This window comes from Variovorax sp. TLI9-5A (assembly GCF_056867935.1).
This window is the reverse complement of the sequence record NZ_CP200310.1, coordinates 6,397,611-6,410,953: the sequence shown is the minus strand read 5'-3', so window position 1 is coordinate 6,410,953 and position 13,343 is coordinate 6,397,611. Positions and strand designations below refer to the sequence as shown.

The following is a 13,343-nucleotide window of genomic DNA, read 5'->3' as shown; positions in this document are numbered from 1 at the left end:
TGGAATATGGCCTATGGCCTGATGGGCATGGGCCTGTTCACTGCGCTTATGTTGCTGGCGGCTATGCCGTTGCTGCGCGGCCAGTTGCTGCCGCGTTTGCGCACGGCCCCTGGCTTGATCGAGCTGCAGTGTTATGGGGCCGTGGTCACAGTCGTCTATCTCGGTTTGGCCGGCGTGGTGATCGCGCTGCTGCCGGTGCCGGCTAAGCGGACGGTGGCGTGGCTGGCCCTGATCTTGCCCTTCATCGCGGCATGGCGCGCTGGCCGGCGTCCGGCGAGCCACAGCGCCGCCGACGGGCAGGGCTTCTACTTGCGCGCGGTGCTGTTCTTCACCGTACTGCTATTGGGCATCGCCAGCTTCAACTGGCCCCTGCCCACCAAGTTGCCCGACGGCGCGTACGTGAACAAAGAAAACGTAAGCTCGGTGCGCATCCAGCGCTTTACCGGCAACCTGCCGGCTGACAACGTAGTGTCCTTTGTCGCCATGGAGTACATGGCGCGCAACATCTCCTTTGTCGGCAACGCGCCGATACTCCCCGGCCAGCAGGTGACCAACCGTCCGGTGCTGGCGGCCCTGGTCGCGCTTCCTATACGACTGGTTTTGCGGCCAACGCGCGCGCTGCCAGAACTGCCACGCTTCGACTATGTGGACGATCGGTGGCCGGATTTCCGCGTGTTGGTGCGCGATGAGCGCCTGTTCGCGGTCTACCTGGGTGTGCTAGTACTACTCAACGGACTGATGCTGCTGGGAGCTGGCGCTTTGGTCAGCCGCGCCTGCGGCGCCAGCACGCAGGCGCGCTGGCTGTGCGTGCTGCTCTACTGCAGCAGCCCATACTTCCTGATCCAGACGCTCTTCACCTGGCCCAAGGCCCTAGCGGGCTTTTTTGTCTTGCTGGCTGCCACCGCCTGGTGGTGGCACCGGCGGCCGGCCTTGGCCGGCGCCTTGGTCGGGCTGGCCTATTTGTCGCATCCCTATGCCATCGGCTACGCGGCGATCGGCGTGGCTGCTATGGCGTTGTGCGGCCCCGGCCGTTTCGCCCAGCGCTTCAAGGCTGCGGTTTTACTGGCCGCAGCTTTTGCCGCCGTGGTGTTGCCCTGGTGGGTGTGGACCTACGTCGTCACTGACCTGCCCTCGGATCTCGTGACGCAAAACATGCTGGTCGGTCAAACCGATCCCTTCGCCATCGCCTGGATGCGGGTGTCTAACATCGCCAATGCGCTGCTGCCTGTGCACCTGACGAATCCCAGCGCGCTCTTTACCGAGAGCTTCGTTCAAAGCGCCCGCAATGTCACCGGCGCGGTGGGTACGCTGGCCGTCGCCGCTTGGCTGATGGCCCGCGTGAGCCGTCCTGCAGGGCCGGCAGCCGGTAGCCCGCCGGCGCCGGTCTCCATGTTGGTGGTGTTCGCCATCGCCTCGGCCATGCTGGCCATGGTCTTCAGCATGCCGGCCGTGCCCGCCATCCATGGCGCGCAACCGCTGGCCGCGCTGATGCTGTGCGCCGCCGTGCATGCTGTATGCGGCACCGGCCTGCGCTGGGCGGTCTGGCTGCTGTGGGCCCAGATCTTGATCAATCTGCTGATGTGGGGCTGCTACTTCCAAAGCGTGCTCTCGCTGCCCGCGCTGTGAGCTGATATATGCCTTTGCTTCGCCATCAAATTTCAACACCATTGCCATGACTGAAAAAGTTTTCCCCAGGGTCATCGCCGTGGATTTGGACGGGACCTTAGTAAGGTCGGACATGTTGGTGGAGAGTGTGTTCCTGTTCCTGCGTACTCATCCGCTGCGTCTCTTCGAAATGCTGACTTGGCTGTTCGGCGGCAAGGCTGCATTCAAGCGACGCTTGGCTGACGCTGTACTGCCCGATGCCAGCAGCTTGCCCTACAACCAAGCCCTGGTGCACTGGCTCCGGCTGCAACGCGAGGAGGGTTCCATGCTGGTGCTGGCCACCGCCTCCGACCACCGCATCGCCGACAAAATCGCTGCCCACTTGGGCATCTTCGAGGTAGTGATGGGCACAGACGGCCGCAACTTGGCTTCTGACCATAAGCGCGACGCCTTGGTCCAACGCTTCGGCGCGGGCAGTTTCGAGTATGTTGGCAACTCCAAGGCCGACATGGCGGTGTGGCGCCAGGCCCGGCTGGCGCATGTGGCGGATCCCGAGATCGGCGTAATGCGGCGAGTGCAGGCCCTGCCTCATTTCGGCGAAATCTTTGATGACCGCAAGCCCTACGCGCGCAGCATGGCCAAGGCCATGCGACTGCACCAGTGGGCTAAAAATCTGCTGATCTTCGTGCCTTTGATTGCCGGTCACCACTTGTTTGACCTGCGCCTGTTGGGCCAGTGCGCCGTGGCTTTCCTGTGCTTTTGCGCATGCGCGTCCAGCGTTTATCTGCTGAACGACATGCTCGACCTGCAGGACGACCGGCAGCACCGAACCAAGCGCAACCGTCCGTTGGCGGCTGGAACATTCCCGATGTTCCATGCCATGCTCTGGATTCCCGCGCTGCTCTTCATTTCCTTTGGCGCCGCACTTGTCTTGCTGCCAATCAAGTTTTCGCTGGTGCTGCTGGGCTACTACGTGTTGACTCTGGCCTACTCGTTGGTGCTGAAGCGGGCAGTGATGATCGACGTGGTCGTGCTGGCGATGCTCTACACGACGCGGGTGGTGGCGGGCACCGTAGCTATGTCGCTTAAGCCGACCTTCTGGATCCTGGCGTTCTGCATGTTTATTTTTCTCAGCCTGGCCTTGGTCAAGCGCTATACCGAGCTGTACGAGGCTCGCGAAAAGGGCATACAGCAAAAGGCTCCTGGCAGGGGCTACGTCGCATCGGACTTTGAATTGCTGGCGTCATTGGGTGGTTCGGCCGGGTACCTGTCGGTGCTGGTGCTGGCGCTCTATATCAACGATCCCCAGTCGCACATACTCTATCGACACCCGCACTGGCTTTGGGCCGCGTGTCCGCTGCTGCTGTTCTGGCTGAGCCGCGTCTGGATCATTGCCCATCGCGGCGAGATGCACGATGACCCCATCGTGTTTGCCTTGCGCGACCGCATGAGCCGATGGGTCTGCGTCTGCTTCATCGCGATTTTCGGAATCTCGGCGCTTTGATGCCGACGCTTGGCTCATGGGGGCGATATCCTCGCCACCCCCAGACCCCACATCCTGTCGCCTGGCCTTTCGAGATCGAAAGTGCCCTCTCGCATCTGCGAAGCCAAGGGGTCGAGTCGACCCTCGGCTATGGTTGCGGGCGCAGCTATGGAGACTCCTGCCTCGCCCAGTCCGATCATGTGGTTGCCTTGGCGGGAATGGACCGTCTGATCGCCGCCGACTGGCAGTCCGGCGTCGTGACGGCGCAAGCCGGGGTCACGCTGGACGGACTCATCCAGGTCGGCTTGCCGAATGGCTGGTTCTTGCCGGTCACGCCCGGGACCAAGTTCGTGACTTTGGGCGGCGCCGTGGCGAACGACGTACATGGCAAGAACCACCATGTGATGGGGACCTTCGGGCGGCATGTGCGCCGGATTGTTCTGTACCGGTCCGACACCGGTGTGTGCGAATGCTCTCCCACGATCAATACAGAGCTGTTCAATGCGACCGTCGGTGGGTTAGGCTTGACCGGCATCATCCTTGAGGTGGAGCTTCAACTGCGCGCTGTGCGCTCCAGCGACATCTCGCAGACATGCATCAAGTTCGGCAATCTCGACGAGTTTTTTGCGTTGTCTGCGCAGCACGATTCCAAGTACGAGTACACCGTGTCGTGGGTCGATTGCCTGGCCGGCGGCAAGAGTGCCGGCCGCGGTCACTACATCGGCGGAAATCATGCGACCGAAGGCGAGCTCGAAGTGGCGCGCCACAAGGCCAAGCGCATGCCCGTCGACCCTCCTTTCTCGCTGGTCAATACCTTGACCTTGAAGGCGTTCAACACCCTGTACTACCAGCGTCAAGTGCGCAAGGTCGTGGAAACACGGGTCGACTACGACCCTTTTTTCTATCCGTTGGACAAGCTGCTGCAGTGGAATCGGATGTACGGCAAGGCTGGTTTCCAGCAGTACCAGTGCGTGATTCCCCCCGAATCCGGACGCGATGCGGTCGCCGCCATTCTTCGGGAGACATCGCTCAATGGCGCGGGGTCGTTTCTCGCGGTGCTCAAGCAGTGCGCAGACATTAGGTCTCCGGGCTTGCTGTCGTTTCCCAAGGCAGGCGTTTCGCTGGCGCTGGATTTCGCCCAGCATGACGCGCTCAACATCCGCTTGTTTGCTCGGCTCGACGCTCTCGTGCACGAGGCGAGGGGGCGGCTTTATCCGGCGAAGGATGCGCACATGAGTGCCCATCATTTTCAGCAGGCGTATCCCGCATGGACCCGGCTGGAATCGCTGCGCGACCCCATGCTCATGTCGCGTTTCTGGCGACGTGTGACTTCTTGAATGGCTTGATCATGAAGAAAAAAAACGTACTTATCATCGGCGCCAGCTCCGGCATTGCCGAAGCGGTGGCGCGGCGCTACGCGGGGCAGGGCAGCAACTTCGTGCTGGTTGCGCGCAATCAGGCAAAGCTGGATGTCATCGCCGCCGATCTGATCGCACGCGGCGCGACCGGAGTGCAGACGAGGGTTTGGCAAGGACACGACACCGCGTCGTTGCCCGAGATCGCAAGCTTTGCCTGGCGCACGCTGGGCACCGTTGACCTCGCACTCGTTGCGCACGGCACCTTGCCGGATCAGGCCCGGGCTCAACGCGATCTGCCCTATGCGGTGGAGCAGTTTCGCACCAACGGCGAAAGTGCCGTGGCCTGTATGCTCGCCGTGGCAGGGCATTTCGAGGCGCAAGGCAATGGCGTGCTGGCCGTTATCGGCTCGGTCGCGGGCGATCGTGGCCGTCAAAGCAACTACGTCTATGGCGCTGCAAAGGCGGCAGTGGACGCTTTCGCTTCGGGTCTGCGCGCGCAACTCTTCAAGAAGGGCGTGCATGTGTTGACGATCAAGCCCGGTTTCGTTGCCACGCCTATGACAGCCGAACTCGACTTGCCGGCAGCACTCACTGCAACGCCCGATCGCGTGGCGGCCGACATCGAGAAGGCAGTCAACTCGCGTCGCAATGTTCTCTACACACCGTGGTTCTGGGCTTTGATCATGCTGATCATCCGGCTCGTGCCGACTGCGATATTCAAGCGCTTGAGCCTGTAGCCGTGGCGATGACGCATGACGCATGACGCATGACGATTTGCCCGTTAGAACTGGATGGCGCTTTCGTCGAGAGCTTGTGCGCACTCAGCCAGCCTTGAGTTCGCATGCCTTCGAGGTCTGCGCTGAACCGTTTTTTCTTGCGTCTCCATAGAAATATTTCCATGAATAAGATTGTTTTACCTGGCGGCGCTGGCCTGGTCGGTCAAAATCTTGTCGCCCGTTTGCGCGCAAAGGGCTACTCGAACATCGTTGTAGTGGACAAGCACAAAGAGAATCTGGCAACGCTCAAGAGCGTGCAGCCCGACGTTGTGGTCGAGTTTGCAGACCTGTCGAAACCCGGCGATTGGCAACGCCACTTCGAAGATACCTCGGTGGTGGTGATGTTGCAGGCCCAGATCGGTGGCATCCACTACCAGGAATTCGTCGATAACAACGTGACTTCCACTCGCCTCATCCTGGAGGAAGTCCGCAAGAACAAGGTCCCTCAACTGATCCACATCAGTTCCTCTGTAGTCGAGTCGGTGGCCGACGATTTCTACACGAGGTCGAAAAAAGAGCAGGAAGAAATGGTCCTCGCGAGCGGTATCGAATGCCCCGTCCTTCGGCCTACGCTGATGTTCGGCTGGTTCGACCGCAAGCATCTTGGCTGGCTGTCGCGCTTCATGGCCAAGCAACCGGTGTTTCCCGTGCCGGGCGACGGGCGTTTTATGCGGCAACCGCTTTACGTCGGTGACTTCTGCAACGTGATCATCAGTTGCATCGAGAACAACGTCCGGCAAGGCATCTTCAATATCTCGGGGCATGAAAAGGTCGACTACATCGACATCATTCGCGAGATCAAGCGAGCCACCAAGGCCAAGGCGAAGATCGTCAAGATTCCCTACGGGCTGTTCTACAGCTTGCTGTGGGTCTGGGCTTTGTTCGACAGAAATCCTCCTTTCACGACGCAGCAGTTGCAGGCACTGGTTGCCAAGGACGAATTCGAGGTCATCGACTGGCCCGGGATGTTCGGTGTGCGAAGCACGCCGTTCGCCGAAGCGATCAATGAAACCTTCAACGATCCCGTCTACAGCAACGTCGTTCTGGACTTCTAGGCCATGACAGAGCCACAAAAACCACAACGTATCGCCGTGCTCGGCGCCGGGCCCATGGGGCTGGCAGTGGCCTACCAACTCGTGCTCGACGGCCATCGCCCGGTGATATTCGAAGCCGATGATCGGGTGGGCGGGATGACTGCAGCCTTCGATTTCAGCGGGTTGCAGATCGAGCGCTACTACCACTTCCACTGCATTTCGGACAGTGCGTTCCTGCAAGTTCTCGACGAACTGGGGCTGTCCGGAAAAATGAACTGGGTCGCGACCAAGATGGGCTACTGGTATCAGAACCGGTTGCAGCCTTGGGGCAATCCGATGGCCTTGCTGACATTCAAGGGGCTCGGATGGATTGCGAAGTTCCGCTACGGATTGCATGCGTTCCTCTCGACGAAGCGGAATGACTGGAAGCCGTTGGATCATGTGGAGGCAACGGGCTGGATCAAGCGCTGGGTCGGCAAGGAAGCGTACGAAGTGCTTTGGCGGCGGTTGTTCGACTACAAGTTCTACGACTACACCTCCAACCTGTCGGCGGCATGGATCTGGAGCCGCATCCGTCGCATCGGACGTTCGCGCTACAACTTGTTCAAGGAGAAGCTGGGCTATCTGGAGGGAGGGTCGCAAACCTTGCTCGACGCACTGAAGTCGGCGATCGTGACCCGTGGCGGGGAGCTTCGGCTGTCGACCCCGGCGTCCGAGGTGGTCGTCGAGCAGGGCGAGGTCAAAGGCGTCAAAACCGCGGCGGGCTTCGAAGCCTTCGACAAGGTCGTAAGCACGGTTCCCCTGCCTTATGTGCCACGGTTGATCCCCGGCCTTCCGGCATCGACCGCCGAGGCATTTGCCGCGCTCAAGAACATTGCGGTGGTTTGTGTGATCGCAAAGCTGAAAAAGCCGCTCACCGAAAACTTCTGGCTCAACATCAACGACCCGGATATGGACATCCCGGGCCTGGTGGAGTACAGCAACCTTCGGCCGCTCGATCCCCATGTGCTGTATGTGCCGTTCTATATGCCTGGAGAGCATCCGAAGTTCAAGGACGCCGATGAAGTCTTCCTCGACAAGGTCAGGAAGTACTGCATGAAGATCAATCCGGACCTCGCGCCGGAGGATTTCGTCGACATGCGGGCCAGTCGCTATCGCTACGCGCAGCCGATTTGCGATCCTGGCTATCTTGATCGCCTGCCCCCTGCGAAGCTGCCGGTCAAGGGCCTGTGGGTCGCGGATACGTCCTACTATTACCCCGAAGACCGCGGCATTTCGGAAAGCATCGGCTTCGGGCGGAAGCTTGCCAAGGCTGCCGTCGCCGGGGCCGACATGCCGGCATGCTGAATAGACAGTTCATCCGATTCCTGGTCGCGGGCGGGATTGCCGCCGCTGCGAACTATGGATCGCGCTTCCTGTTCAGCACCTGGCTGAGCTATGGTCCGGCGATCGTGCTGGCGTATCTGGTTGGAATGGGGGTGGCGTTCGTCCTCATGCGCCAGCATGTGTTCTCCGCCACGGGCACCGCATTGGGGCCGCAGGTCGTCAAGTTTGTCGCAGTCAACCTTTTGGCGGTTGTGCAGACACTGGTCATCAGCCTGGTCCTTGCGCGCTGGGTGCTGCCGAGCCTCGGCATCGTGGCCCATGCCGAGGCCATCGCTCATCTGGCGGGAGTCCTCGTTCCTGTGGTGACCAGCTATTTCGGCCATCGAATGCTGACATTCAGGAAAACGTGAGCACACCGGACGTCGAGTCGAAGGCGTTGCCGGGCAAGACGATGTCCCGGCTGCTGCGTTGGATGATCCTGTTTGTGCTCCTGGGCGCCACCTTGAGCCTGGGCGGCATGATCTGGAGCGGCTGGAATGAGGTTACGCACGCGCTTGCGCGCCTGGGCATTCTCTTGCTGGTTGGCACGGCGGTCATTGCCAGCCTTGCATATGTGATTCGATTCTTGCGATGGCACGTGGCCCTTCGGTGCTTGGGGCATCGTGTTCCGCGGCGAATCAATTTTGCAATCTACCTCTCGGGTTTGGCTCTCACCACGTCCCCGGGCAAGCTGGGGGAGACCATTCGGTCCTTGTTTCTGCGGCCGTTGGGTGTGCCGGTGACCAAGAGCCTAGGGGCTTTCCTTGCAGATCGCTTGTCCGACGTTGTTGGTGTGTGCCTGCTTGGGGCTGTTGCGGGCTTACTTGCACGAGGCACGCTGAATGTTGCTGGCTTCGTCTTGGGAGGCGTCCTTGCGGGGAGCTTTGCATTTCGTTGCCTCGTTCGAACGCCGCCGCTGTTTGACCGCGCAATGGCGATTGCCGGCAGATGGGGGCTTGCGCCTGGTCGTGCTGCTGTAGAGGCGCTTGCATCCTGGGCACAGATCTGGACATTCCGCAACGCAACATTGTTTGCAGTTATGGCGTCGTTGGCCTATGGGATCCAAGCGGCAGTGTTCTTTGCCCTCAGCAACTCATTGCGGTTGCCGTTGCAGCCGTCGGTCGCCTTGGAGATCTTTGTTAATGCCACACTCTTCGGTGCTGCGACCATGGTGCCGGGAGGGCTTGGCACCATGGAGGCATCACTTGTTTTGCAATTGATGGGTCATGGCATACAAAAAGCCGATGCGGTCGCCATAGCGATAGCAACCCGATGCGTCACGCTTTGGTGCGGCGTTTTCATCGGCCTGATCGCCTTCGCGGGTGTTTGCCTGCGCGCGGGGCCGAAGGATCCTCCTTCGACCCTAAAACTGGCGATGGACCGGACGGCGCCAGACCAAAACCATATGACTTGAGCGAAGTCTTGTGATTCGCCGGAGCAGGGGCTGGGCGCTCAGCGCTCTACGATCCGTCCGTGCTCGAGATGGAGCACCCGGTTGCATTCCTTCGCAATCAGTTCAGGCGAATGAGATGCCAACACCAAAATGCCGGACTTCGACACCACGTCCCGCATGCGCTGCTCGGCCTTTTCCGTGAAGGCCGCATCACCCACGGAGAGCCATTCGTCCATCAGCAGGATGTCGGCTTCGACGCTGGTCGAGATCGAGAATGCGAGGCGCATCATCATGCCGGTCGAGTAGGTGCGAACGGGCATGTTGACGTACTCGCCCAGGCCGCTGAACTCGCAGATCTCGGGTGTAAGCCGATCGATCTCTTTCTTGCTCATGCCCATCACGAGACCGCGAAGCATGATGTTCTCGACGCCGGTCGCGTCCATTTCGATGCCGAGGGCGGGGTCGATCAGGCTGGCCACCGTGCCCTGGCGGGTCAGCTCGCCCGAAGACGGTTCATAGACGCCCGCCAGCGTACGCAGCAGCGTGGACTTGCCGGCACCGTTGTGGCCGATCAGGCCGAGCCGGTCGCCGCTTTTCAATTCGATGTTCAGGCCGCTGAGCGCCTGCACCACAGTGACCCCGGTTTCCTTGCCGAAGCGTCCGCCGGTGACCGAAGCCGCGATCGTCTTCTTGAGCGACGCCGAGCCTGCGCCATAGATCGGGAAGCTGACCGAAACGTTCTTGAGTGAAATGAATGCCATGGATCAGAGCCAGTAGACGACGCGGCGGCGGTATTTGACGAACAGCGTGCTCGCCACGGAGAGGCACAGCACGGTCCAGAAGCCGATGCCGATCCAGCTGTGGAGATGGGCTTCGCCACCCATGAGTGGAGTGCGTAGAAGGTCGAGCATCTGTGCGAAAGGATTCCACAGGACGTATTTGGCGCGACCAGGAAGGTTCTCGGGCAGCCAGAACACGGGGGTCAGGAACATCAGCATCTGCATGACGCTGGTGACGATCTGGGTCACGTCGCGGTAGCGGGTGCAGATGAGTCCCAGCAACAGCCCGAGTGCGTGCGCGTTGACCACCAGGATGAGGAAAGCGGGAATGACCAGAAGGACCGACCAAGAAAGCGAGATGCCGGCCCAGAGTGCCACGGGGATGTAAAGAACGATCTGATGGGCGAACTGGATCAGGTTGCGGGCAAGAGCCCGCCACACGAAGAGGCTGATCGGAAAGTAGCCCTGCTTCAGGTAGTTGGACGACCCTACGAAGGCATTGCAGGCGTCAGTGACTATGGTGGAGAACAGGCCCCAGAAGATCACGCCGAGTGCCAGATGGGGGAAGAACTTGTCGAGATGCGTGCCGAAGAGCGAGGCATACAGCGGCCCCATACCGCCAATCATGACGCCCATACTCAGCGTAAGCCACAGCGGCCCCAGCATCGAGCGTCGATAACGCAGGACGATATCGAACCATGCGAGGGTCCACCAGATGTCCGTGCGGCGTGTGCCTTCCCACCAGTCGGCCAGCGCGCTGCGGTGAAGGTTGGAATGAACTTGGCTCATGTGCGTCGATACGAGACCTTGGGGGCGGACAGCGGCGTCTTCGCCCGGACAACTCCAGGCTGCCACTGGACAAGCACGAGCGTCTTGCCGGGGGCGCCGGAGGGCGGCCTCATTTTCTATCCTTTGTGTGAACCGTGCGATTTTACCGGGGGAGGTTAACAGGGTGTGTCGATGACCTGCGGGAGGCGCCGCACCAGGTTGAAAGGGGGCGCGAAGATGATCGCCCGCTGGACGGCACCGAGCCCTCGCTCCTCCTTCGAGCCGCATGTACAGGGCATATATCGGCGGCCTGCCGCATGCCTTCAACATCATCGACGGCTGCAACGGGTTCGCGGGCACGGTAGCTGTGCTGGTGTGCCTGATCGGCGCCACCTTCGGCTTCCTGGTGTGGAACCATCCGCACGGCAACACCTTTGCCGGCGACGGCGGGGCCTATGGTCATCGCGGTGGCGGAGGTCAAGCTGGTGCAGCGCCATCGTGTGGTGTCGCCGCGGTTCCCGATACTGCTGATCTATTGCGTCCTTTGAGCTCAAGCTGAAAGCTTGTTCCTGGCGGGTCAACCATCTGTTGGAGCACATCCTGGGTCAGGAACAAGTGGTCCTTGTTGGTCACGACTATCAGGTCGCCGGTTCCGCATGCCTGACCGCGTTCGACGGCCCGTTGCAGCAACGGGAGTCACCAATTTCATGAATGGCTTAGAAAGGCCAATTGCTCAATTTGCGGGCAGCCCTCGGGTCACCCCCGACGCCTGGTGAAACAACCGCCGTCGATCTTCGTGGGGGGTGCGAAGATAATCCCCTCCCACGCGACTGCCGGCGCATTGCTTCGGTGCCGCCACGTTTTCCTGGGATCCCCCAACAGGCCACGCTTCATTCGCCTCGCGACTTCGCAATCTATGAAATCTGTCTATCGATTCTTCCTCGGCTTGGCCGGACTCTGGCAAGGCCCCGGAATGATGGGGCGTGTGCAGCGGGCATGGCGAATGTTCAAGAAGTCGGGCTGGCCGGGCATCCGGTGGGAGCTGGGCCGGCGTTTCGGGGGCTACAACGACTACACGAAGTGGGTGCAGCGCTACGACACCCTGACGCCCGAGTTGCGCGAGAAGATCGTTCAACGGGTGGCAGCCATGAAAGACCGGCCGCTGATCTCGGTCGTGATGCCCACCTACAACCCCAACCCGGCCTGGCTGCGCGAAGCCATCGAGTCGGTGCGCGGCCAGATCTACCCGAACTGGGAGCTCTGCATCGCTGACGACGCATCCCCTTCGGCAGAGGTGCGCGAGATCCTCAAGTCTTACAGCGAGAGCGACCCGCGCATCAAGGTCGTGTTCCGTCCGAAGAACGGCCATATTTCGGCCGCCTCCAACAGCGCGCTCGAACTGGTTTCTGGTCCCTGGGTCGCGCTCATGGATCACGACGATCTGCTGCCAGCCCATGCGCTTTTTTGGGTGGCCGATTGCATCGCGGCCCATCCTGACGTGAAGCTGATCTATTCGGACGAAGACAAGGCCGACGAGGGCGGCCACCGTTTCGGGCCGTATTTCAAGTCCGACTGGAACGTCGATCTCTTCCGTTCGCAGAACATGTTCAGCCATCTGGGCGTGCTCTCGACCGAGCTCATGCGCTCGGTTGGCGGCTTCCGCGTGGGCATGGAGGGCTCGCAGGACTGGGACCTGGTGCTGCGCTGCATGGAGCGGGTCGAGCCCAGCCAGATCCGCCACATTCCGCGCGTGCTGTACCACTGGCGCGTTCACGTCGAAAGCACTGCCAAATCGATGAACGCCAAGCCTTACGCCGCCATCGCGGGCGAGCGGGCGCTGAACGAGCATTTCGAGCGCACGGGAGTGCGGGCCACCGCCGAGCATCTCGATTTCGGCTACCGCGTGCATTACGCCTTGCCCGATGTCTTACCGTTGGTTTCCGTGATCATTCCGACGCGCAACGCCTTGCAGCTCACGCGGCAGTGCGTCCAGTCGATCCTGGAGAAGACCAGTTATCCGAACTACGAAATCATCATCGTCGACAACGGCTCCGACGACGCAGACACCCTGGCCTGGTTCAAGCGCATCGCCGCGGAGACGCCGAAGGTCCGCGTGCTGCGCGACGACCGCGACTTCAACTACGCGGCGCTGAACAATGGCGCGGTGGCGGTGGCCAACGGCGAGATCGTGGCGCTGGTCAACAACGACATCGAAGTCATCACGCCAGACTGGCTCAGCGAGATGGCGAGCCTCGCGCTGCAGCCGGGTGTGGGAGCGGTGGGCGCGCGGCTGTGGTTCCCGAACAGGACGCTGCAGCATGCGGGCGTGATCCTCGGCGTGGGCGGCATCGCCGCCCATTCGCACCGCCGCATGCCGATGGGCCGCGAAGGCTATGCCGGCCGCGCGGCGCTGATCCAGACGCTCTCGGCGGTCACCGCGGCCTGCCTCGTGATTCGCAAGAGCCACTACCTGGAGGTCGGCGGGCTCGACGAAGTGCATCTGAAGGAGTCCTTCAACGACATCGACTTCTGCCTGCGTCTGCGCGAAGCGGGCCTGCGCAACGTGTGGACGCCTTACGCAGAGCTGTTCCACCATGAGTCCGCCACCCGCGCCAAGGACGTTTCGCCTCAGAAACAAGCCCAGTTCCAGGAAGAGGCCGCCTACATGCACCAGCGCTGGGGCGACCTGATCCAGAACGACCCCGCCTACAGCCCCAACCTCATGCTGGCCCGGGAGGACTTCAGCTACGCCTGGCCGCCCCGCGTGGCGCCGGTCTGATCG

Annotated in this window: 12 protein-coding genes; 10 read left to right on the top strand and 2 right to left on the bottom strand. The window is 61.2% G+C overall.

The genetic code is table 11. From position 1 onward, the window contains the following. Positions 1–6 precede the first annotated feature (6 nt). From AC1VNX_RS30485 to AC1VNX_RS30450, 8 genes are all read left to right on the top strand, one after another. Positions 7–1,626: a hypothetical protein gene (locus tag AC1VNX_RS30485; RefSeq protein ID WP_483161273.1), complete on the top strand. Its 1,620-nt coding sequence runs from the start codon at positions 7–9 to the stop codon at positions 1,624–1,626. A gap of 46 nt (positions 1,627–1,672) precedes the next feature. Beyond that, positions 1,673–3,109 carry a UbiA family prenyltransferase gene (locus tag AC1VNX_RS30480; RefSeq protein WP_483161272.1) on the top strand — a complete coding sequence of 479 codons (1,437 nt, stop codon included), beginning with the start codon at positions 1,673–1,675 and terminating at the stop codon, positions 3,107–3,109. Continuing rightward, positions 3,109–4,425, top strand: coding sequence for an FAD-binding protein (locus AC1VNX_RS30475; RefSeq protein WP_483162041.1), 1,317 nt, complete (start codon positions 3,109–3,111; stop codon positions 4,423–4,425). The genes AC1VNX_RS30480 and AC1VNX_RS30475 overlap by 1 nt, the downstream gene beginning before the upstream one ends. A gap of 11 nt (positions 4,426–4,436) precedes the next feature. Then, positions 4,437–5,183: an SDR family oxidoreductase gene (locus AC1VNX_RS30470; RefSeq protein WP_483161271.1), complete on the top strand. Its 747-nt coding sequence runs from the start codon at positions 4,437–4,439 to the stop codon at positions 5,181–5,183. 155 nt (positions 5,184–5,338) lie between these two features. Beyond that, the gene (locus AC1VNX_RS30465) at positions 5,339–6,277 is read left to right on the top strand and encodes an NAD-dependent epimerase/dehydratase family protein (RefSeq protein ID WP_483162040.1); all 939 of its coding nucleotides are present in this window, start codon (positions 5,339–5,341) and stop codon (positions 6,275–6,277) included. A 3-nt stretch (positions 6,278–6,280) separates the two neighbouring features. Beyond that, positions 6,281–7,603, top strand: a complete 1,323-nt coding sequence (locus AC1VNX_RS30460; RefSeq protein ID WP_483161270.1) for an NAD(P)/FAD-dependent oxidoreductase — start codon at positions 6,281–6,283, stop codon at positions 7,601–7,603. Further along, a complete protein-coding gene (locus AC1VNX_RS30455; protein WP_483161269.1) occupies positions 7,597–7,992 on the top strand; it encodes a GtrA family protein in 396 nt (131 codons plus the stop codon). The genes AC1VNX_RS30460 and AC1VNX_RS30455 overlap by 7 nt, the downstream gene beginning before the upstream one ends. Then, complete coding sequence (locus AC1VNX_RS30450; RefSeq protein WP_483161268.1) at positions 7,989–9,035, top strand: lysylphosphatidylglycerol synthase transmembrane domain-containing protein; 1,047 nt, start codon at positions 7,989–7,991, stop codon at positions 9,033–9,035. Before AC1VNX_RS30455 ends, AC1VNX_RS30450 begins: the two co-directional genes overlap by 4 nt. A 38-nt stretch (positions 9,036–9,073) precedes the next feature. Here AC1VNX_RS30450 and AC1VNX_RS30445 read toward each other — a convergent pair whose 3' ends face one another. Next, positions 9,074–9,775, bottom strand: coding sequence for an ABC transporter ATP-binding protein (locus tag AC1VNX_RS30445; RefSeq protein ID WP_483161267.1), 702 nt, complete (start codon positions 9,773–9,775; stop codon positions 9,074–9,076). A 3-nt stretch (positions 9,776–9,778) separates the two neighbouring features. Then, on the bottom strand, positions 9,779–10,582 hold the full coding sequence (locus AC1VNX_RS30440) for an ABC transporter permease (protein WP_483161266.1): 804 nt from the start codon (positions 10,580–10,582) through the stop codon (positions 9,779–9,781). A 265-nt stretch (positions 10,583–10,847) separates the two neighbouring features. Here AC1VNX_RS30440 and AC1VNX_RS30435 point away from each other — a divergent pair, with 265 nt between their 5' ends. Together AC1VNX_RS30435 and AC1VNX_RS30430 are read left to right on the top strand one after the other, a co-directional pair. Beyond that, the gene (locus AC1VNX_RS30435) at positions 10,848–11,120 is read left to right on the top strand and encodes a hypothetical protein (RefSeq protein ID WP_483161265.1); all 273 of its coding nucleotides are present in this window, start codon (positions 10,848–10,850) and stop codon (positions 11,118–11,120) included. Positions 11,121–11,564: 444 nt separating this feature from the next. Next, the gene (locus AC1VNX_RS30430) at positions 11,565–13,340 is read left to right on the top strand and encodes a glycosyltransferase family 2 protein (RefSeq protein WP_483161264.1); all 1,776 of its coding nucleotides are present in this window, start codon (positions 11,565–11,567) and stop codon (positions 13,338–13,340) included. The last annotated feature ends 3 nt before the right edge of the window (positions 13,341–13,343 follow it).

What these genes read in the sequence shown, in the direction of transcription:
- AC1VNX_RS30485 (WP_483161273.1), top strand. Translation starts at nt 7, where the DNA reads ATGGCCTATGGCCTGATGGGCATGGGCCTGTTCACTGCGCTTATGTTG.
- AC1VNX_RS30480 (WP_483161272.1), top strand. Translation starts at nt 1,673, where the DNA reads ATGACTGAAAAAGTTTTCCCCAGGGTCATCGCCGTGGATTTGGACGGG.
- AC1VNX_RS30475 (WP_483162041.1), top strand. Translation starts at nt 3,109, where the DNA reads ATGCCGACGCTTGGCTCATGGGGGCGATATCCTCGCCACCCCCAGACC.
- AC1VNX_RS30470 (WP_483161271.1), top strand. Translation starts at nt 4,437, where the DNA reads ATGAAGAAAAAAAACGTACTTATCATCGGCGCCAGCTCCGGCATTGCC.
- AC1VNX_RS30460 (WP_483161270.1), top strand. Translation starts at nt 6,281, where the DNA reads ATGACAGAGCCACAAAAACCACAACGTATCGCCGTGCTCGGCGCCGGG.
- AC1VNX_RS30455 (WP_483161269.1), top strand. Translation starts at nt 7,597, where the DNA reads ATGCTGAATAGACAGTTCATCCGATTCCTGGTCGCGGGCGGGATTGCC.
- AC1VNX_RS30445 (WP_483161267.1), bottom strand. Translation starts at nt 9,775, where the DNA reads ATGGCATTCATTTCACTCAAGAACGTTTCGGTCAGCTTCCCGATCTAT.
- AC1VNX_RS30440 (WP_483161266.1), bottom strand. Translation starts at nt 10,582, where the DNA reads ATGAGCCAAGTTCATTCCAACCTTCACCGCAGCGCGCTGGCCGACTGG.
- AC1VNX_RS30435 (WP_483161265.1), top strand. Translation starts at nt 10,848, where the DNA reads ATGTACAGGGCATATATCGGCGGCCTGCCGCATGCCTTCAACATCATC.
- AC1VNX_RS30430 (WP_483161264.1), top strand. Translation starts at nt 11,565, where the DNA reads ATGTTCAAGAAGTCGGGCTGGCCGGGCATCCGGTGGGAGCTGGGCCGG.